The 21,773-nt window shown below is 48.5% G+C and carries 12 protein-coding genes; all 12 read right to left on the reverse strand.

The window, feature by feature from the left end:
• Positions 1–111: 111 nt before the first annotated feature.
• Positions 112–1,656 carry a sugar ABC transporter ATP-binding protein gene (locus tag ACYVGO_RS11975; RefSeq protein ID WP_460969467.1) on the reverse strand — a complete coding sequence of 515 codons (1,545 nt, stop codon included), beginning with the start codon at positions 1,654–1,656 and terminating at the stop codon, positions 112–114.
• A 105-nt stretch (positions 1,657–1,761) separates the two neighbouring features.
• On the reverse strand, positions 1,762–2,925 hold the full coding sequence (locus ACYVGO_RS11980; RefSeq protein WP_460969468.1) for a Gfo/Idh/MocA family protein: 1,164 nt from the start codon (positions 2,923–2,925) through the stop codon (positions 1,762–1,764).
• Between the two features lie 116 nt (positions 2,926–3,041).
• Positions 3,042–4,076: a sugar phosphate isomerase/epimerase family protein gene (locus ACYVGO_RS11985; RefSeq protein ID WP_142771343.1), complete on the reverse strand. Its 1,035-nt coding sequence runs from the start codon at positions 4,074–4,076 to the stop codon at positions 3,042–3,044.
• 106 nt (positions 4,077–4,182) lie between these two features.
• Positions 4,183–5,406 (reverse strand): class I mannose-6-phosphate isomerase, encoded by a 1,224-nt coding sequence (locus ACYVGO_RS11990; protein ID WP_460969469.1) that lies wholly within the window; start codon positions 5,404–5,406, stop codon positions 4,183–4,185.
• Between the two features lie 13 nt (positions 5,407–5,419).
• Entirely contained in the window at positions 5,420–6,481 is a 1,062-nt protein-coding gene (locus tag ACYVGO_RS11995; RefSeq protein ID WP_460969470.1) for an aldose 1-epimerase family protein, read from the reverse strand.
• 99 nt (positions 6,482–6,580) lie between these two features.
• Positions 6,581–7,360, reverse strand: a complete 780-nt coding sequence (locus tag ACYVGO_RS12000; protein ID WP_460969471.1) for a 3-keto-disaccharide hydrolase — start codon at positions 7,358–7,360, stop codon at positions 6,581–6,583.
• A gap of 56 nt (positions 7,361–7,416) precedes the next feature.
• On the reverse strand, positions 7,417–10,119 hold the full coding sequence (locus ACYVGO_RS12005) for a c-type cytochrome (protein WP_460969472.1): 2,703 nt from the start codon (positions 10,117–10,119) through the stop codon (positions 7,417–7,419).
• Between the two features lie 314 nt (positions 10,120–10,433).
• Positions 10,434–11,960 (reverse strand): RagB/SusD family nutrient uptake outer membrane protein, encoded by a 1,527-nt coding sequence (locus ACYVGO_RS12010; RefSeq protein ID WP_460969473.1) that lies wholly within the window; start codon positions 11,958–11,960, stop codon positions 10,434–10,436.
• Positions 11,961–12,114: 154 nt separating this feature from the next.
• Positions 12,115–15,321, reverse strand: coding sequence for a SusC/RagA family TonB-linked outer membrane protein (locus ACYVGO_RS12015; protein ID WP_460969474.1), 3,207 nt, complete (start codon positions 15,319–15,321; stop codon positions 12,115–12,117).
• A 257-nt stretch (positions 15,322–15,578) separates the two neighbouring features.
• Positions 15,579–17,642, reverse strand: coding sequence for a c-type cytochrome domain-containing protein (locus tag ACYVGO_RS12020; RefSeq protein WP_460969475.1), 2,064 nt, complete (start codon positions 17,640–17,642; stop codon positions 15,579–15,581).
• Between the two features lie 221 nt (positions 17,643–17,863).
• Positions 17,864–19,318: a DUF1501 domain-containing protein gene (locus ACYVGO_RS12025; protein ID WP_460969476.1), complete on the reverse strand. Its 1,455-nt coding sequence runs from the start codon at positions 19,316–19,318 to the stop codon at positions 17,864–17,866.
• A 97-nt stretch (positions 19,319–19,415) separates the two neighbouring features.
• A complete protein-coding gene (locus ACYVGO_RS12030) occupies positions 19,416–21,728 on the reverse strand; it encodes a PSD1 and planctomycete cytochrome C domain-containing protein (RefSeq protein WP_460969477.1) in 2,313 nt (770 codons plus the stop codon).
• Between the last annotated feature and the right edge of the window lie 45 nt (positions 21,729–21,773).

Genomic DNA, 21,773 nt, shown 5'->3' on the forward strand with positions numbered 1-21,773 from the left:
AATTTGACCCCGATGGGGTCACACGTTTATAGAAAGCTATATGTTATAAATAGTTGACCCCATCGGGGTTATACAAAACTCAACGTCTAGGCTCTCTCCAGAATCACTTAATCAAGGTTCCATTGCATAGTGCATGATCGTTTCCTGCGTGGCTTCCTTCGCCGATATCATAGCCGTTTGTTTTCCCTTCGCCAACACGAGTATCCGATCGCTCATGCCAAGCAGTTCGGGTAGTTCTGATGAGATCAGGATGATTGCCGTTCCCGATTCTTTCAGTTGGTTGATGAGCTTGTAAATCTCAGCTTTTGCGCCAATATCGATGCCCCGGGTTGGTTCGTCGAGAATGATAAGCGACGGAGACGAAAGCAGTATTTTGCCGATGACTACTTTCTGCTGGTTGCCACCACTCAACTGCGTTACTGGCTGACTTGAGCTGGACGCTTTTATCCGTAAATCAGCCATCATAGTATTGGCAGTCTCCGACTCGCTTTTCGCCTGAACCAACAACCCTTTAGCATGTTTCGGCAGGCTGGCTAACGTGATGTTTTCCCGAACCGACAAGCGGGGAATAAAGCCGAACTTCTTCCGGTCTTCGCTCACATAGCCGATTCCATGTTGAATAGCGTCCTGCGGTGTGTTTATAAAAATCTGTTCACCCTTGATATATAGTTCACCGCTATCGGCCGGATCGAGACCGTAAATGGCACAGGCAACCTCTGTTCTCCCCGCGCCCATCAGGCCAGCAATACCCAGAATTTCGCCTTCGTGAACCGTAAAACTAATGTCGGAGAATTTACCTTTTCGACCCAGCCTCTTCACAGACAACACCTCTTTTCCTGGATGTACGCTGGATGTCGGGAAGAGGCTGTTGATCTCGCGACCCACCATCATTGTAATCAGCGTATTAATATCGAAGTCGGCAGCAGGTCTGGTAGCAATGTATTTTCCATCGCGAAGCACGGTAATCGTATCGGTGATGGTGAATATCTCCTCCATTTTGTGGGAGATATAAATGATGGCAATCCCCTTTTGCTTCAAGTCGCTGATGATACCAAACAACGTAGCCACTTCTTTGTCGGATAGGGCGGAGGTGGGTTCGTCCATGATAATTACCCTGGCATTGTTCGAGATGGCTTTGGCAATTTCGACCATCTGCATCTCCGCCACGCTCAGGTATTTCATCTGGATATCAGGGCGTATACTCACTCCCATCTCTTTAAGGAGCTGACCTGCCTGTTCAGTTAAATTCCGATCATTCAACCAGCTAAACAGCCTGCCTTTTGTTTCCCGACCCAGGAAGATATTTTGCGCGACCGTCAGTTCAGGAACGACCAGCATTTCCTGATGAATCATGGAAATACCCTTCTTGATAACATCCCTGACATGGCTGGTCGTTAAGTCGTTACCATCAAAACTTACTTCGCCAGAATCGGGCTTCAGAAGACCCATCAGAATCTTCATTAACGTAGACTTCCCTGCTCCATTCTCCCCCATCAGCGCGTGCACTTCACCCTTACGAATGTCCAGTTGAACATTATCCAGCGCCACCACACCGGCGAATATCTTCGTCAGTCCACGTACCTGAAGGATGTAGTCTTGGGGAGAAACCATAATAGCGTAGCGAATATTGATCAAAAATAAACGTGGTTTTGTCATTCCGACGAAGGAGGAATCTCAAGCTTGCTTATTATGGAACTTGAGATTCCTCCTTCGTCGGAATGACAAAACCAACGTCTTTTCTATTCCTAAAAATTCAATCTTTTACTGCGTAAACTCCTCAACACCTGTATCCTTCCAGCTTCTGGAGTTGGCTGATTCAATGACGGCTTCACAGACTTTCTGGGTTTCCAGTGCGTCCTGGAAGTTGGGCGAACAGGGCGTACCGGTTTCCAGACTTTTCAGGAAATCGGCTACCTGATGAATAAAGCTGTGTTCGTAGCCGATGCCTAATCCAGGAACCCACCATTTATCCATGTAGGGCTGATCACCATCCGTTACGTGAATCGACCGCCAGCCGCGTACAATTCCGTCATCGGCATAATCGAAGTACTCCAGGCGATTCAGGTCGTGTAAATCCCAGCGAATGGAAGCATTTTCACCATTAATTTCCAGCGTGTACAGGGCTTTGTGTCCACGAGCATAGCGCGTCGACTCGAACAGGCCTAACGAACCATTCTCGAAATGGCAATGGAAGATACAGGCATCATCGATGCCGACTGGTTCCACTTTCCCGGTTCCCTGGTGAAAGCGCTCTTTCACAAAGGTTTCAGTAACTGCCGATACGTCTTTGATGGTACCGTTCAGCCACATAGCCGTGTCAATGCAGTGGGCCAGCAAATCGCCCGTTACACCTGACCCGGCTGCTTCAACGTCCATCCGCCAGGTGCCCGTGCCACCCTGCGGAACCTCGGCGCTAATTGTCCAGTCCTGCAGAAAATTGGCTCGGTAATGGAAAATCCGGCCTAGTTTACCCGAATCGATAATTTGTTTCGCCAACGAGACGGCAGGAATACGCCGGTAGTTATACCAGACGGTATTGGCAACACCCGCTTCGTCAACTGCATCAACCATTTGCTGCGCTTCGGCCACTGTACGAGCCAGTGGTTTTTCGCACAGGATCATCTTCCCGGCTTTAGCAGCAGCAATCGCGATTTCTGCATGCGAATCGTTGGGTGTGCAGATATCGATGGCGTCGATATCATCCCGGGCAATCATCGCTTTCCAATCGGTTTCGATGGATTCGTACCCCCACTGGTCAGCAAACGCCTGCACTTTTTGGGCATTGCGCGAACAGACGGCTTTCAAAACCGGCGTGTATTCCAGATCGGGAAAGAAATTAGGGACTCGATTATAGCCGTTGGAGTGTGTTCGGCCCATAAATCCGGTGCCGATTAAACCAATTCGTAGTTCTTTTTTAGTTGACATGTTTTATAGGGTTTGAGGTTTGGAGTTTGAGGTCTGAAGTTGGCAAACCAGCACAAACTGCTGAAGCCGGTCCGCCGGTGCGGTCAGCCAACTTCAGACCTCAAACCTCAAACTAATTAACTCGCTTCGTACCAGCCGTGTGCTTTGCGGACGTTGATCATGGTCGCCAGAATATCGTTCCAGGTCTGCTGATTCGTCATCACCGAATTGGGGAACATACAACCATCCCAGCAAATGTGCTTGAAGGCTTTGGTCAGCACGCCGTTTTCGTCGCGGAGCCAGTAGCCCGCATCGTGAACAACATCGAGTTTGCCATTAGGATCCAATGCCTGGCAGTGGCGACCCGTCTTATCGTGCGAACCAGAGCCAAAGACCGTTCCGTCATTTTGGGCTACGTGGAAGTCAATTGTCCAGGGACGTAATGCGTTCGTTAAGGTTTTAAGGGCTTCTTCGAGCGCGGCCCGGTCGCTCCAGTCGAAGTCGGGGGGTAAAATGCGGTCCTGTTCGCGGTTGTAGCCCATTGTGTACAACAACGTATGCGCCATATCGGCCTGGAAACCCATGTTTGGGCGATCGACAGCTTCCAGCGTTTCGAGCATGGTTTTCCAGCTGTGCATGCCACCCCAACAGATTTCTCCCTCAGCAGCCAACTTTTCGCCGTATTCAGCGGCTACATCGCAGGCTTCGCGGAACGTCTGGGCAATTAGTTTTGTGTTTCCGGTTGGGTCAGCATCCCAATCGTGTGGAGAGCTGGCGGAGTCGATACGCACGACGCCACTAGGACGAATACCGAGTTCGGTTAGTTTCTGACCGATGTGGCATGATTTACGTACCATCTCGACAAAGTTGGCGCGGTCTTCTTTGCTACCCATCGCCGGGCCGCCCCAGATTGGTGCCACCAACGAGCCAATTTTCAGGTTATAGCCGCCTACTTTGTCGGCTAGTTTTTTAATCTCATCATCCGATATATTGACATCAATATGTTCGAAGAGCGCCAGATCGACCCCATCGAATTTTACCCCATCTACCTCAGCCGCAGCTGTTAGCTCCAGCATCGTATCAAAACCAACAACGGGCTCGGAATCGGGGCCTTTACCAACAACACCCGGCCACATGGCGTTGTGGAGTTTAGGATAATTATTCTCGTTCATGAAAGTATGGTTTAAGATTTATGGTTTGTGGTTTACCGTTGGCTGACGCATAAATAGCGACGCGTCAGCCAACGGTAAACCACAAACCGTAAACCGTATACACTAGTTATAATACTAAATCTGGATTGCTTGGACCGAAGTGCTTCAGCATGACAATTGGGTCGGTAGTCGACTGGTTAACAATTGTAACGCCCTCCAGCGCGGCTTTTTCACTCACAAAGAACTCGTCATTGGTCAACTGACCGTAGCGAATCATGGTGGGAGTTTCAACAGCCCAATCGTTTAGTTTGCCATGTCCCTGCATCATGATCAGGCCATAGGCAGCACTGTCTTTGATGGTTACGGTTTGCCCAGGAAATACGGTCAATTCTTTAGCGCTGAACGCATCAGACTTGTAGCAGACCCAGACCTCACTATATCCGGCGGCTTTCATTTCTTCCGCATCCCGAACAGGAAGCGGTTTCATAAACCGGTTGGCCATCATTTGCGGATCGGTATTCAAGTCCCAGTCGATGGCTTCCATCAGTTGGTCGTAATCACCAATGCGATCTTTAGGGGTACCGTTCCAGAGCAACTCTTCAGGAATAATGGCTTCGTTCACCAGCGACTGATACATGGCAAATACGTCCGACGCTTTCTGCGGTTCGTAGGTACACATACTTCCCGGTGCGTGGAGCAGCCCCGGTGGCACATCCCAACCCGTTCCTGGCTCCAGCCGGTAAGCCGACGAGTAATTGGTGATCTTGTTATCGCCTTTGGTGAAGTTTTGCAGACACTCTTTAATCTGCTCTTTCGATGTACCGGGAGCGATACCGATGAACGTATAGGGGAAATCACCACCGTGGTTATTGACTTGTGGTGGGAAATAATAGGCTTCTGGTTTACCCAATTGGCCGATCAAAGCTGCCTGCTCATCGTTGTGGTGCAGGTGGTGCGGCAGGGGTCCCATGTTGTCGAAAAACTTGGAATACATTGGCCAGGCTCCATATTCATTCCACAACCGATCACCAATCAATTCGCCTTTCAGTTCGTTAACGGCGTCTTTCAGCAGAAACTGAACCTCCTTGCCATCGTCGTTAAAGACAACATGGCTGAGCCCTTCATTTTCACCCGTTAGCGGACCATTTTTAGCAGGCGTGGTTGAGGAGAACCAGCGTTCGTCGATGCCGCCCCGTTCACCACCTAATACGTAGTAATCGTCGGGATGCAGCTTAATTCGTCGGCCTGGTACGCAAAACGACCGGGGAACCCAGGTGGGGGTCAGCCGTAAAACTCCTTTTCCTTGTTCTAATGCTTTTTCAATTACACTGAGTGTTGGCGTTGTTTCCATACAGGGGTTATGCTTAACGATGTTTTGAGAGAAAGTCATTGATAGCGGCTTTCTCATGTAAAATTTCGATTTCTAAATCATACGACTTGATTTCGCCGGGTGCCAGGAACAGCAATTCGTTCTGTTCGCGGGCCTTGGCCTGCCCAATCAAGGGATTAGTTGTTGGTTCCAGCCCCGTTACATACTCGCCTTTTCCCCAATGCTGCCAATTGATCAACCAGGGTAATTGTGCTTTCTGAAACCGCAGGGCCATGGCAATATCCAGTTTGGCATTGTAGAGCCCAGCCGTGCATTGACCAGAACTATCGGGGGTGGCATCAATCGAGGCAACCGCTTCGCCCGTGCCGCTATGCGTATCTAACGGAGCGGGACATTTACGAAAGTCGTTGCCTTCCTGAAAGATGTCGGCATTGATACCTCCTTCGCGCGTTTGCCAGGCACCTTGCCAGATAATATCGGTGCCTTCATCCACTAAGGGCCAACCGAAATTAAAATGGTAAAGCAGCATGTGCGGAGTTGGCGTATTTCCCCGATTGATCACCTCGTCATGAATCCGAAGATAAGGTTGCCCCAACGTACCGGAGATGGTTCGTCGCAGTTCCAGACTGGGACCGAATATTTTCGTCTCCTTGATTCGTCCGGTAATGCTCATGTCCAGTCTGCCGGTTAGTGGGTCGGGTTGGATAATGGATTCGATTTCGGCGGAGCAATTGCTTATTTGCCCGTGCAGTCCTCGTTCGCCATAGGCATCCTGCTCGGGGCCGCCCACGTGCGAGAGTCCACAAGTTGTGAGTAAGCCCCCACCAAATGTCCGAAGCCAGTCAGCACCTTTATCCGAAAACGGTTGGGGTGGAGTTACTCCCGTATGGCTGAGCCAGGCAAGGCTATGTTGATTGTAAAAGGCGTCGGCAATGTCCATTGCCCGGTCGATGACCACTTTATAACGCAAGCCCGTGCCGGTATTGATCCATGCAATTCGGGTGCCGCGACCAGATCCATTGTCCATGATCGACGTTTCGATACCGCCGATCTGGGCCGGATTGGATACTTTATCTGTCCAGGATTGTTGAGTCAAGATTGGTAGGGATTAATGGATAATGGATAATGAATAATGTAAAATGGTAAGGCACTGGCAATTATACATTTTACATTATTCATTATCCATTAATCAATCTTACAACTGCTTCAACATCAGGTTTCGGTACTGTACTTTCATAGGTGGACCTACGTGTACCTGTACGCCCAGAAGCCCTTTTGATTTTCCGTTAACGGTGTCTTCGTCGGTGACATCGCTCATCAACACATCGTTGATGTAATGCTGCAACCGATTGCCTTTTATAACTAGCCGAAACGTGTTCCAGTCTTCGCTTTTGATAAGCGTCTTTAGGGAATCTGAGCTACCTAATGAGCCCGTTACGGTCAAGCCGCCCCAGGCATTGTTTTTCACATTTGCGCGTACCGCTTCGGGCGTTGCGGCACCGGTATAAGGGGGTATCGTTGTTTTTTGTCCTCGATACGCCAGCGTTGTCCGTTTGCGCTCTTCGTAGTTTTGGCCTGTGTAACGGACTTTCCCGTCAATGTCGGCCTGGTAACCCCGCAGGGCAAAGGGCACATCCGTTAATTGGTCGCTGCGGTAGTTGATGCCCGAGTTACCCGCTTCGGTAATATTAAACTCCCCTTTAAATTCAAAATCTGCGGGCTCGCCACCTTTCCAGATAATGAAGGAGTTGGTTTTCAGCAAGGTAGCGGGCGTGATTTCACCCACCAGATTCCCATTTTCGACCCGCCAGTATGTAGGGTCACCATCCCAGCCCTTGAGCGTTTTCCCATCAAAAATCTGAACAAAGCCGTCTTTCTTTTTTTGTGCTACGCAGGATGTATTCATAGTAGCGGTTGCCATAACCGCCAGTAATAATCCTAGCTGGATAAAGTTGAGATTTCTTCTTTTTAGCATGTCAATTTCACGTTAACGTGTTTTATGTAGCGCGGACATCCTGTCCGCGCTACACTTTATTTACCTTTCGTTCCTGTTGCCTTGTAGACATCATTTGCCTGATTACCACCCGATTTCAGGTAGGCAACCAAGTCTTTCAGTTCATTCGGATTCAGGCTATTGATCAGGCCGGGCAGCATGATTGAAACAGTCGAGTTTTTCTTCGAAACCACCGATGCCTTCGCAATTTTACGGAGCTGATCCGGCGCAAATGGATTCTGAGAAATCGAATAGCTCGTTTTATCTTCATTAACTAATCGACCCAAAACAGATTCTCCATTTTTCAGAGTGAAAATGCTGGATACGTACTGATCAGAAATTGCTTTATCAGGATTAATGATGGCTTCCAGGATGTCTTTATTCGAGAAACGAGTGCCTAGCTGCGTCAGATCAGGGCCAATATCGCCACCTTGTCCACCCATTGAGTGGCAACGGCTGCACAAAATAGCCGAGTATATCTTTTGGCCGGTTGCAAAATCACGATTCCCTAAGCCACTATCGACAACCGCAACCGCCTTATCCAACTCCCAACGACGACCGGGGCCTTTGGGGGAGTAGTCGCTAACAAAATCGTTACCCGACGCGGTCAGCAGATCGGCACCTGATAATTTGTTGTACTTCTCAAACTGGTCTTTCGGTACATGTACCAGCGCCAGTTTACGGGCTCTATCAATGAACCCGACATAGCTACGTCCACCCTGAAATTTGAACGCATTGGCAAACCAACCGAAGTACTTATTCCGAAGTTCCGGTGTCCAACCAGCATCTGCCCGGCTCAACATGGTTGCATAAAAGGTCTGTTGCAGGGGTGGAACCTTCTCCAGCATCTTGGCAATATCCAGCCCATATTGTGGGTTACGCAGAATAAGATCCGACGAAGCCGTAGACGTTTCGAGGCCAAGATCATGACTACCCGCTTCGTCTTTTATATCCATCAAAGCCAGCGTTTTGTTCACGACACCCGGCGCATCTAATGAAATCAGCACCCGGCTAAGCCCCCGGTTCATCAGGGCCGTCTTGGCTGGGTAGTGGGGGTTCAGGTACGCAATTACTTTATCCTTATCAGCTCCTTCAGGCATGCCCATCCGCAGGCAGATTAGCTCGAAGGCACGACACAGATCAAACTGCTGCGACTCTGGCAACTGATCGTACTTAATTTTTACCAAGGCGCTGAGCAGCTTGCTCTTCTGAGTTGGATCGCCTTGGCGGGCCAGTGCAATTGCCGATTGTGTCAGGCGTTGCGGATCGGTTTCGGTAAATACGCGATCCTGCCATTGGGCTACGGGTTGGTGCTCCACGGCAATCCGGGCAGCATAGCGTACAAAACGGTCGGGGTGATTCAGGTTAGGCCAGGCCGCGGCAATAGCGGCCGGATTAGCCCCCTGATGATATTGCTCCAGTTGCGTTCTGAGCTGGTGCTCTTTTGTAATAACAGGCGCTTTGGCTACTGGCGTTACCGACTCGGTACCTGTATAGGTAATCCGGTATAAATCAGACTCTAGGCGCCGACCGCCTGTCAGAAAATACATGGCACCATCAGGCCCAAACATACCATCCGTCAAGGGTAATGGCGATCCCGAAATAAACTCTTCCCGCTCCGCTTCGTAGGTTGCGCCTTTGGGTTTGAGGTGAATCGAGTAGATTATACCAAAGCTCCAGTCAAAGGCAAACAACGACTGGCGATACCGCTCCGGGAAACGTGCCTTATCGCCATACATCAGGTTCGTTGGCGATCCCTGACCGATGTTCAGAACAGGCGGCAAATTGTCCGGATTACCAGGCAACCACTTGCCATTGCCCGTACGCCAGCCAAATTCAGCCCCACTGGTAATATGACAAATCCGGGTTGGGCGGTACCAGGGCAGACCAAAGTCCCACTCCATATCGGAGTCGTAGCCAAACATATCGCCTGCTTCGTTAAAGGCAATATCAAATGTATTTCTAAAACCGGCTCCTATCAGCTCCCATCGCTTTCCTTCCGGATCAATGTTGGCTACCCAGCCACCAGGTGCCATACGGTCGTTGGCATGCCCACGGGGGTCTTTTATTTGCGGAAACAGATTATCTTCTTTCCAGTTCGATGGCAAGCGATAGGCATCCATTTGCGGCACATCAACGTGATTTCCGGCAACAAGGTATATAGACTTACCATCGGGCGAAAGTTTCATACTGTGCGGGCCATGTTCACCTTCCTGCCCTTTGAGCTCTTTCAGCAGGGTTATTGTCTCAAACTGGTCATCCCCATTGGTGTCCTGAAGGCGATATAATCCCGTTGGTTTATTAAAATTTTTGTTCACCCGGTTATTCACCATCACGTAGAGGCTATTGAAGGCATATAATAAGCCCTGGGCATAGCCCATACCCACTGTGGTATCGCCGGGTTGAACAACACCAACCTGTAGCTTCTCCACTTTAGGCTGCTGATTCCCTGAGCCAACGGGTGGAATCTCCAGCCGGTACAAAAAGCCGTACTGGTCAGAGGTTATCATCCGTCCTTTATTATCAAACGTCATGGCTACCCACGACCCTTGTTTATTATCGGAAGGGCTATAGAGGTGCTCCGCTTTGAAACCGGGTTGTAATTTCAGTTTGTCGATCTTTGGGTTGTCTGCGTTGGCCGTTTCGGAAGCACCTCCGCCCATGTTGACCCAGGAGGCTCCAATCAGAACGACGGCCGATACGGCAAGCAGCAACCTGGCTGGTTTGTACGTGAAGAACATAATCGTATTGAGTAAGTAAATTAATAGCGATGCCTTGTAGGCGATTAGTCGGATTGTAAAGCGGATTAGATTGTTACTTGTATCCGTATAAAGCGTAGAGATCGGGCAATATACCGGCTTATGGGAGGCTGGAAGGAGAAAGAAAAGAAGCAGAGCCGAAACGATTCTGCTTCTATTGATTTATTCTTACCAACCTATATTCAACATAAAACTATTTGTGGCGAGTCCCTCATACAACTACGGAATCGCCTATTAAGGGTACTGAATTAGTGGGTAATGAGACTATGCAGGCAAGCCTCATTACCCGCTAAAGTTTAGAAATTAGGCGTTAAGGCAGCCTCAACCGCTGGCAGGCCATAATAATCATCCAACACAGTGAACGCATTGGGTGGCGGAACTGCTCCAGCCGGGAAATAATACGCAGCTGGATTAGCTTTTACTTTTGCTCCGTACGCACCAATGATCTCTTTCACACGACCCGTTCTGGTCAGATCGAACCAGCGTTTGTTTTCAAAGGCCAGTTCAACGCGCCGTTCTTTGAAGATCGCTTCTCGCATATCGGCCTGAGCCGATGCCGTTGTAGCTGCCAAACCCGCCCGAGCCCGTACCTGATTGATGTAGGGAGCAGCCTCACCCGTTTTGCCTTGCTCGTTTAACGACTCGGCCAAAAACAGCAACACTTCAGCATAACGATACACGGGCCAGTTTTGGCCGGTATTGTTGTGTTGCGAATGGGGTCGGGCGTATTTTTTAATATACGGATACGTTTTGTCGGCGCGTAGGCTTCCGCTTAACGTAACGTAACCAATAGAAATATCCTTGCGTTTATCACCGGTTTCATAGGCAGCAATAAGGTCCGGTGTTGGGATGTTATTGCTCTCCTGAGAAGTTCCCTGTGGGTTCGATGTTCCGGTAATGGGCGCAATCTCTGCAGTTGAGATCGGAGAGGGTAGAAACCGGTAAATCTGGTTACCATTATACCCGGCCGAGCCTTCCATGTATTGAATCTCAAATACAGACTCCTTATTGTTCTTATTGGCGCTGGTAAACGAAAACGCATCGTTATAGTCAGGCATCAACGTATAGCCATCGTTGGTTACGATCGACTTCAGTATCGGTTCTGCCTGTGCCCACTTTTTCTGCGTGATGTACAGGTTTGCCAACAGCGTTTTAGCCGCTCCCGACGTAGCCCGACCCAAATCTGTGGCAGCCTGGGCGGATTTAGCCGGTAAGGCGGTACTGGCCGCGAGCGCGTCTTTTTCGATCTGCGTATAGATAGCATCCGTAGTTGCCAGGGGTAATGCCGCATCTTCCCGACCCGTAATAGGGACTAAATGGAGCGGTACTTTACCAAACAACCGAACCAGATCGAAGTAGGCAAAGGCTCTCAGGAACAGCGCCTGCCCTTTCAGGTTATTTTTTGAGGCCTCTGAAGCGAATGTTACACCAGCGCCGTCAATAAGCGACAGGATCTGGTTAGCCCGGGCAATAATCACATAGTTTAACCGATACTGCACCAGTACGTTATCATTGGCAGTAATGCCACCGGCCGTTGGAACAGCAAAATCAGCCACGTTTTCTGTTGGATCAACAGCCCCATAGAGCGTATTACGGGCATAATACGTATTATCGGAGTGCATTTCTTCCAACACCCAGGCGCGTTCATTATACATCTGCCGAAAAGGTACATAAGCCCCATTGACAGCCTGCTGAAAGTCGGCTTCGGTTTTGAAAAACGTTGCCGAACTCAGCGCTGTTTCGGGAACTACTGTCAGGAAATCTTTGCTGCAACCGGTCAAGGCAATTGCCAGAAGCCAGGTCGCTATATGGTTACGTTTCATTTATTCAGAACGAGTTTATAAGTCATTCATAGTAAGTAAATGGGCAATGTAAAATGGACAATGCATAACGATCAACTGCTTGATTAATAGCATACTAACGATTATTCATTTTACATTATTCATTGTCCATTTACTCACTATGAATGACGATGAATTAAAAGTTTAGGTTAACGCCCAATGTATAGGTACGTGGAACTGGGTAGTTCGAGAAATCAACGCCCTGACTCAAATTGTCGCCAGGTCCATCGCCTGCACCGTTGCCACTGGTTTCTGGGTTCGGACCACCCCAGTATTTCGTAAATATATAGACCTGTTGAGCCGACGCATAGACCCGTGCCGACTTAAAGAGCTTATTGACCGCCCCTATATTATAGCCCAACGTTATGTTTTTGATGGTAAAAAATGATGCATCAGCCAGGAACTGCGAACTATGCCAGTCGCGCTCAATACCAGTGAAGTTCCCACCATTATTCGTTGCACCAAACTGACCTGCTCCTTTGGTAATTACATTGGTGGCTACGCCAACACCGTTGATCATGGTATTTTGAACCCGGAAACGGTCTTTTACACCCTCAACCATGTTGAATACGGCATCCAGATTAGCCGTACTATACAAATGGCGTACCCAGAGTTGGTTACCATAAGAGCCAGAACCCGTAATCGAGAAGTCAAAATTGCCGTATTTCAGGTCATTGGTAATCCCGTAGGTGAATTTTGGGAATGGGCTTCCAAGAATGGTCCGGTCGTCGGCATCGCCACCGTTCGTGATAACCCCATCGCCATTTACATCCTTAAACTTGATTGTACCAATGGCCGAACGACCTGGAATGATGGGAGAACTCTTGAGTTCTTCAGCCGTCTGATAATAACCCTCTTTAACCAAACCATAGAATTGGCCGAAAGGCTTACCAACCTGTGTAATGTGGAAACCCGTGCCACCATATACGCGGTCGATACCAGGAGCCAGCGAAACGACCAGATTGCGGTTAAACGAAATGTTGGCATTGGTTGTCCATTTCAGTTTACCTACTGTGTTTTTGGATGTTAGCGAGAATTCATGACCCCAGAACTTAATTTCGCCAATGTTGTCATTGAAGTTCGTGAAGCCAGATTCCTGCGGCACCTGTACGGCATAGAGCAGATTCGTCGTACGTTTCGTATAAAAATCGTAGATGAACTGGATACGGTCGTTCAACAAACCCAGATCAAGCCCTATATCAAACTGCCGAGTAGTTTCCCAGCCTAAATTGGGGTTAGCTAACGACGTAACAACCGCTCCCGTAGCCACCGTGCTACCAAATACGGCATTGGTTGTATTGTTCACCAACGCATAAGACGTATAGTTACCAATGTTGTTATTACCGATTACACCATAACTAGCCCGAATTTTGGCAAACGAAACAGGCATAACTGTTTTCATGAAATCTTCGTCCGATAATACCCAACCTACCGAAGCCGATGGGAAGGTACCAAACTGATTGTTCGCACCAAATCGAGACGATCCATCTGTTCGAACAGCTGCCGTAAAGAGGTATTTGCCTTTGTAATTATAGGTTAAACGAGACAGGTAGGAGGTTAATGTCCATTGATTGACACCATTGTTTGTACCACCCCGGTTTATGTTGAGCGCTCCCTGAATAGTTGGAAGCCGGTCATCGGCATACGTATCGGCCTGAATCCGGCTGAATTCCTGTCGATAAAACTGATTGGTAAAACCAGCCAGTAACTCAAAGTTATGCTCGCCAACGCTGCGGGTATAGGTTGCCAGGTTTTCGTTCAGCCAAGAGGTATTTTCTAAACCCTGCCGAATCGAAACAGCCGTTGTTGGAATCGGTACGTTGATAGCACTTGTCGCTGTTGATGGGTTAAAGAAGAAGAATTTAGAGTTTTGGTACTCTATGTTCATCGTAGACCGAAGAGTCAACCCCGTAATCGGCCGGTATTGTATATACGCATTCGCCAAGAGGTTGGTGTTCTTTGTCTCGTTAATCAGCTCGTTGGCGGCTCGTACCCAGTTCGGATAAGCAAAAATATTACCTGTATTGTCTGGAAATTTATTAAATTTAGTTAGTTCGCCATTGGCATCGTAAATAGGCATAACGGGCCAGGTGTGCAGGGCATTGAACAGAATTCCGGTTCCTCGATCACCATCCGTACGGGGTGTATTGTCGAACACGTAGGAAGGAGCTACGTTAAAGCCAACCGTTACCCGATCTGATAGATTATAGTTTGAGTTAAGACGCAGCGAGTATCGTTTGTATTTGTTGTTCAGTACCACCCCATCCTGATTGAAGATACCGGCTACCAACGATGTATTGGACTTGGCTGTATTATTAGAAATACTCAGGTTATAGCTTTGAATGGGCGCCTGCCGCAGCAACGCATCATACCAGTCGTTATTTTTTCCTTCGTAGTCAGAAGGATTTTTAAATATATCCGGTACGGTTTGCAACTGGTCTTCATAGTATTCTTTTTTGAACTGAGCAAACTGAACGGCATTCAGCATTTTCACCCTGCCTTTCATCGGTACCTGCTGCACACCTGCATAGGCGCTAAAGCTGATGTTTGTCTGACCCGGTTTCCCTTTTTTAGTGGTAATCAGCACAACTCCGTTGGCCGCTCGCGAACCATACAACGAAGTAGAAGCAGCGTCTTTCAAAATCGAAAGATCCTCAATCTCATCCGGGTTAAGCTGGGCAATATTCCCTGTGATTGGAAAACCATCAATTACGTACAGCGGATCGCTACCTGCCGAAACCGACACCTGACCCCGAATACGGATACTGATACCCTGACCCGGTTTACCCGTGGCCTGGTTGATCTGCACACCCGCTAATCGGCCCTGTAGTTTCTGGCCGATCTGTGAAACAGGTAAATCTTTAATTTCTGCTGCACTTACCGTTTGCACGGCACCCGTAATTTCCTTCTTTATCTGACTACCATAACCAACCACAACCACTTCATTCAGGGTTTGGTCATCGGGAGCTAAGGTAACGTTGATCGATGTTTGATTACCAATAATTACTTCTTTCCGGCCATACCCAACAAAACTAAATACAAGCGTCGCGTTGGTGTTGGGCGCTGAAATTTTGAAACTACCTGTACCATCGGTATTTGTACCCTGTGTAGTGCCTTTAACGACTACACTCACACCTGGCAATCCGGCCCCTTTCTCATCGACTACTTTACCCGATACGATAATGTCGGCCGTTACTTCCCGATGTTGGCTTGGGGTATTTCGCGCCAGTAACTCTGTGGGAAGCAGATGCTCTTTTTTTAACACCCCTTTGGGCTCCTGAGCAAAGCTTGAAAATGAGCCGGCCACCATACTTAGTGCCACTAACTGATAGAGTCTTTTCATAAAAGTATTAGATAGGTGATAAGGTTAATTAGTTAAGAAGATTCAGGAAAAAGTCAGTTTAATGCCCAAATATTACCAATCATACCCCACCAACTTTCCCATACCTACCCACCTTTGGTGCAATTATTTATAAAAATTATCTATTACTATTTGATGGTTTGTTTTCTTATTTAAGAAACAAGAGGTTATTAGCGACTAATTATCAGTCACCTAATCAACTACAACGTGGAGAATTAAGCAGAGTAAGTTAGTTAACTCTAATTGATAAATACCTCATCAACAAGCAGTAAGGCTTGCTTTCCTTTGTTGGCATGCCAGTCGGGAAGTGGATTGACTGGTCTGGCTATAATCTTCAGAAAGGAAAGCGTTTGTGGTTTAAAGGAACAGCTAACCGCTTTTAATGTTGGGGGACTTTTTTTGATGGGTTGGTCAGGTTTGAAGGTGGCGATTAGTTTCATATGCTCTCTACTGTTTCCTCCCCAAATCTCAACCGTGCCTGGCGGGAAGATACCGGTTTCTTCCTCAACCATAACCCGTAAGGCAACAGAGGATACCGTGACTGGCTTTTTAAATTCCGACACCAGCGCCATGTCATTTTTTCGGAACCCCGCCCAGTTATTGGCCCAAGCCGGGCTGTTGGCATTGAACGTACCCAGTCGACCATCAAAAAACGTGTGAGCACCATCGGCCTGATGAACCGGATTGAGTGGCAGGAGCAAATTCACACTGTCGGGTTTATACGTACTCTTATAAAAATCGAACGTTGCCACATTGCTACCATACCAACCTGTCTTGTAGGCCTTCGCCTTGATCAGGGTTGGCTGGGTAAGTGTGGTTTGATTGGTAAATAGTGGCGAGTGAATACTATCGGGCTCCGTGCCATCGGTTGTATAGCGAATATCAACGCCTTTAATCGGGTGTTTTAATTGGAGCGCTATGGCTTGGGTAAATATAGTTGAGCTGTTTTTTATTTGCGGTGGGTTCAACTTAATGGGTTCGCTTTTGGCGCCGTCAAATCCAGCAATGAATTGAATACGCTTGTTGGCCTTTTGCAATTGCTCGATCTGGGAAGGAGTCAATTTTGTTTCCCAAAGCGAAATTGTTTTCAGTTGCTTCAAGCTACTCAGTTGTTTTTGCAGCGCATCATACGTCACGTTGGTACCTGATAGCGCAAGCGTGTGCAACTGCTTTAGCGCGGCTAGTTCGGCCAAACCGGCCCCGTTTATATCGGTAAAATTGAGGTCAAGTTTCCTAAGATTCTCAAACTCGCTGATCCGTTTCAAATCAGCATCTTTAACCGGCATTTTGTTAAGATTCAGATAGACAATCTGCTCTTTCACGGGGCTTAGTTCAGCCAGTTTTTCGGGCGTGTACGACGCTTTATTATAGAGATTGACCGCCAGCGCAGGGGATTCCCTGGCCAATGGGGCCACCGTGCGATAATCGTTATTTAACCCGTTAACTAGCTCTTCATCAGCAGCATCGAACTCAAACTCGTCAACTTGATCAACAGGTTTGAACAAGGCAGTTGCCATCAGGCGCAACGAGTCGGTGGGGGGCAAGTCGATTACTTTCTTTTTATGTTCGGCATTGCTTTTTATCCACAGAGCTAACAAGGCCATTTCCTGTGGAGTAAGCTGGGTTTTTCCCGACGGTGGCATATGCTTCTTTTCGTCCATTGGCAGGTGAATTCGTTGCAGGAGTAAGCTCATGTCGGGCTTCCCGGCCACGAATAGCTTACCCGTTTTGCCACCTTTCAACATAGCCTCAACTGAAGCAAGATTCAACTGTCCTTTCAGTTTATCTTCATTATGGCAACTGATACACTTCTGTTCGAAAATAGGTTGAATCACATCGTCATAAACGAGTGCCTTATCAAGCGCAACTGGAGCCGGTTTGAATCGACTGCTTACCGGTTCGAATAGGAAATTATCGCCGTGAGTTAAGGTGGCTCCGTAGTGTCCTGCCCCAACCAAAAATAGCACCGTTGTTAATGCTCCAAGCTGGGCAATCCGGGCTGTGTACCATGATTTAGTACGCATCCAGTAAACAAGCGTTGCCAGAAAAAAGATACCCACGCCCGACCATTTATGCCACTGAAGCGCCTGTCCGCTGTAGCCATCTTCTTTGGATAAAAACAAACCCATAATGACCGTAACCCCAGCCGATAACGCGCCAAGAAGTAGTAACCCACTCAGAAAATCCCGATAAAACTCCGAAACGGCAGGGTTCGCAGCACTAGCCATCCGAAAGCGGAAAGCTTCCATAATCATGGCCAGAAACAAAATCACAATTGGGAAGTGGAGCAGTAATGGATGCATTCGCCCCAATGGTTGTAGCCAAAGAGGGACAACGAATCTGTTGTTGAAGACCAACAAAAACAGGATGAAGATTGTCGAGGCAAACAACGCCTGTTCTGCAAACCCAATGAGCCTTTTATTCATTTCAATTTTTTGACAGGATTACAGGATTAACAGGATAGCGATAGGAAACAGTAACTCATTGAAAATCCTGTTAATCATGTAATCCTGTCAAAGAAAAATCAGGCAATAATATCGTGCACCACTTTCCCGGAAACATCGGTCAATCGGTATCGACGGCCCAGGTGTTTGAAGATCAGCTTCTCATGGTTAAGGCCCATTTGGTTCAGCACCGTAGCCTGAAAATCATGCACATGGACGGGGTCTTTGATGATATTATAACCCATCTCATCTGTCTCTCCATATACGATGCCGGGTTTGATCCCACCGCCCGCCATCCAGATCGTGAAGCATCGGGGATGGTGATCGCGACCGTAATTATCCTTGGTCAGTTTGCCCTGCGTATAGCTGGTACGGCCAAACTCCCCGCCCCAGATCACCAGGGTTTCGTCCAGTAAGCCCCGTTGTTTCAGGTCAGTAACCAACGCAGCCGATGCCTGGTCGACGTCTTTCGCTTGCTTGGCGATCTCAAATGGTAGATTTCCATGCTGATCCCAGCCTTGATGGTACAACTGAACAAAGCGAACCCCATTTTCCGATAATTTTCGGGCCAGCAGGCAGTTGGCGGCAAACGTACCCGGCACAAGGCAATCGGGACCGTAGAGCTTGATTATATCGTCCGGCTCCTTCGATAAATCCATGACTTCAGGAACCGCCGTTTGCATTCGGTACGCCATTTCGTACTGCTTCACCTTGGCCGTTATCTCGGGATCACCAAACTCCTGATACGACAGATCATTGAGTTGAGCCAGATTATCGAGCATATCCCGACGATCCTGCCGATTCATGCCATCGGGGTCGCGGAGGTATAAAACGGGATCTTCGCCCTTGCTGAACTGAACGCCCTGATGAATGGAGTCCAGGAACCCATTCGACCAGAGTTTGGAGTATACGCCCTGCCCGTTGCCAATTCCCCGCGATAGCAATACGGTGAAATTGGGGAGGTTTTTATTTTCGTTACCCAGCCCGTAACTCAACCATGATCCCATACTCGGCCGGTTCCCCTGCTGCGAACCGGTTTGCAAAAAGGTGAGCGCTGGGTCATGGTTGATGGCCTCCGTAAACATGGATTTCACGATGCAGAGATCATCTACAATTTTGGCCGTGTACGGGAACAGATCACTGACCCATGCCCGTGACTGGCCATATTGCTTAAAATCAACAAACGAACCCACCAGCGGAAACTCTTTCTGATTGGCCGTCATGCCCGTTAGCCGTTGCGTCCCGCGCACCGAAGGGGGTATCTCCTGCCCCATCATCTCCCGCAGTTTAGGCTTGTAATCAAACAATTCCTGTTGCGACGGGGCTCCGTTCTGGAAGAGGTAAATCACTCGTTTTGCCTTCGGAGCGAAATGTGGGATTCCGGGCGTTAGCCCCTCTTCGTCCATCCCGTTTCCACTGAACAGATCGGGAATCAGCAACGAACCCAGAGCCGCGCTGCCTAATCCCAAACTCAATCGGGAGAGGAAGCGACGCCGGTTAAAATTCAGACCGTGTTCGAGAATTTCTTTTTCCATATCGGGAAATGATTATTCGACAGGATTTACAGGATGAACAGGATTTTCTCATTCTCTTTTTAAATCCTGTTCATCCTGTAAATCCTGTCGAAAATTCTTACGACTTGGTAATGGTTTCTTCCAGATTATAAATGGTCGTTACCACCCGCATCAGGGCGGCAAGCTTGGTCTTATCAATTTGCGCGGGAATGGGGTATTCACCAATCGCCAACGATTTCTCCGTATTTGCTGGCGTCAGCTTTTTCAACTCCTTCTCGTAGTACGCCGTTAGCAGATCGGTTTCTTTTTCGTTTGGTTTCCGACTCACGATCAGCCGAAAGGCTTTATTGATCTTATCGTTCACCGCACTATTTTCCTGCAATAGTCGGGCGGCTAATACTCGAGACGCTTCCAACACCGTTGGGTCGTTGAGCATGACTAAAGCCTGCAAAGGTGTGTTGGTTTTCAGGCGTCTGACCTCACAGAGGTCGCGGTTGCTGGCATCGAAAATTGCCATTGAAGGCGGGGGAACGGTGCGCTTAATGAGCGTGTACATACCGCGCCGATACAGGCTTGAGCCATGATCCTGATTGTATGCAGAAAGCAACCCTCGGCCCGATGTAGCACCCTCCCACAATCCGGCAGGCTGATACGGTTTTACACTTGGCCCGCCAATGGTTGGATTCAATAAGCCACTGCTGCTCAGCACTAAATCTTTGACAAATTCAGCATCAATACGATAACGTGGCCCCCGTGCCAGCAGCACGTTATCGGGGTCGGCGGCTAGCTTATCCGGGGTAATTTTGGCGGATTGACGATAGGTGGCCGAGGTCACCATTTGCTTAACCAGTCGTTTGATATCCCAGCCGTGATCCATAAAATCAACAGCCAGCCAGTCGAGGAGAGCAGGGTGCGTTGGCAAATCACCCTGCATGCCAAAATCGCCGGAGGTTTTAACGATACCTTTTCCAAAAAATTCCTGCCATAAATGATTGACATAGACGCGGGCTGCCAGCGGATTCTTTTTGTCGAACAGCCACTTCGACAAGCCTAGTCGGTTTTTGGGATAGCTTTCGTTGAAGGGTAAAATTGCTTTGGGCGTTCCGGGTTGAACTTCTTCGCCGGGCGCATCATATGCGCCCCGTTTCAGTACAAATGTTTTCCGGGTTGTATCCAGATCACCCATCACCGACACGATTAGGCGGTTGGTATCCCGTTTATTGACGAACGACAAAATGCTTTGAATGTCTTCATCACAGATTTCCATCAGCGGTTTCTTGGCGTAGGTATCAGGCCCACCAATCACCGATTCGATACCCACTTCCTTCACATTATTGAAAAACGCGAAAAGCTGGTAATATTCTTTGTGCGAGAATGGATCGTATTTATGGTCGTGACAATGCGCGCATTCGATGGTTACGCCCAATAATCCCTTGCCGAACAGATCATTCCGATCCGTTACATACATGGTCCGGTATTCTTCGGGAATCGTGCCCCCTTCCTCGGTTATTTTGTGATTCCGATTGAAGCCTGTTGCGAGCAGTTGCTCTTTTGTGGAATTAGGCATCAAGTCGCCCGCCAATTGCCAGGTCACGAAATCGTTGTAATGCATGTTTTTGTTGAACGCATGAATCACCCAATCCCGCCAGGGCCACTGTGTTCGGTAGCCATCGTCCTGATACCCGTGCGAATCGGCATATCGGGCCAAATCCAGCCAATGCAGGGCCATTTTTTCGCCGTAGGCCGGGTTCTTCAATAATTGATCGACAACTTTCTCATAGGCATTAGCACTCTTATCGGCCAGAAAACTATCCATTAGTTGCAGGCTCGGCGGCAACCCAACCAAATCCAGATTTAACCGCTTCAGCAACCTCTCTTTATCGGCTTCGTCGTTGGGTTTTATCCCCTTCTCTTCCTGTTTTTGCAGAATGAAATAATCAATTTCGTTTCTGGGCCAGTCGGTTTGTTTTACCTGCGGGATTGCTGGTTTCTTCGGGGCGACAAACGCCCAGTGTTTTTCGTAGGTTGCTCCCTGCTGAATCCATTTCTCGATGAGTTTTATTTCGCGCGCCGACAGTTTTAAATTCGACGAGGGCGGAGGCATCATCGTCGCCGTGTCGGTCGAGCTGATCCGCAAAAACACTTCCGACAATTCTGGCTTTCCGGGTACCAAGGCATGCGCTGACGGATGCTCCTTCAAGGCTTTATAGGCACTTTCGGCCATATCGAGCCGAAGGCCAGCTTCGCGCTTATTGGCATCCGGGCCATGACACGCTAGGCATTTATCCGAAAGAATAGGCCGGATATCGAAGTTATAGCTAACCACGTCCGGAATGGCCTCCGATCCCGTATGATTACCAGAACTCGTCGTGCAGGATTGCATATACCACACCAATCCCGCAATCACAGCCAGCAAATAGTATGGACTCATTCGCATAACAACGATTTGTTTACTAAAGTACTGTTAGTCGTATTC

Source organism: Spirosoma migulaei, from assembly GCF_054776855.1.

Coding starts and splice junctions, on each gene's coding strand:
- ACYVGO_RS11975 (WP_460969467.1), bottom strand. CDS start 1,656: ATGACAAAACCACGTTTATTTTTGATCAATATTCGCTACGCTATTATG.
- ACYVGO_RS11980 (WP_460969468.1), bottom strand. CDS start 2,925: ATGTCAACTAAAAAAGAACTACGAATTGGTTTAATCGGCACCGGATTT.
- ACYVGO_RS11985 (WP_142771343.1), bottom strand. CDS start 4,076: ATGAACGAGAATAATTATCCTAAACTCCACAACGCCATGTGGCCGGGT.
- ACYVGO_RS11990 (WP_460969469.1), bottom strand. CDS start 5,406: ATGGAAACAACGCCAACACTCAGTGTAATTGAAAAAGCATTAGAACAA.
- ACYVGO_RS12000 (WP_460969471.1), bottom strand. CDS start 7,360: ATGCTAAAAAGAAGAAATCTCAACTTTATCCAGCTAGGATTATTACTG.
- ACYVGO_RS12005 (WP_460969472.1), bottom strand. CDS start 10,119: ATGTTCTTCACGTACAAACCAGCCAGGTTGCTGCTTGCCGTATCGGCC.
- ACYVGO_RS12010 (WP_460969473.1), bottom strand. CDS start 11,960: ATGAAACGTAACCATATAGCGACCTGGCTTCTGGCAATTGCCTTGACC.
- ACYVGO_RS12015 (WP_460969474.1), bottom strand. CDS start 15,321: ATGAAAAGACTCTATCAGTTAGTGGCACTAAGTATGGTGGCCGGCTCA.
- ACYVGO_RS12020 (WP_460969475.1), bottom strand. CDS start 17,642: ATGCATCCATTACTGCTCCACTTCCCAATTGTGATTTTGTTTCTGGCC.
- ACYVGO_RS12025 (WP_460969476.1), bottom strand. CDS start 19,318: ATGGAAAAAGAAATTCTCGAACACGGTCTGAATTTTAACCGGCGTCGC.
- ACYVGO_RS12030 (WP_460969477.1), bottom strand. CDS start 21,728: ATGAGTCCATACTATTTGCTGGCTGTGATTGCGGGATTGGTGTGGTAT.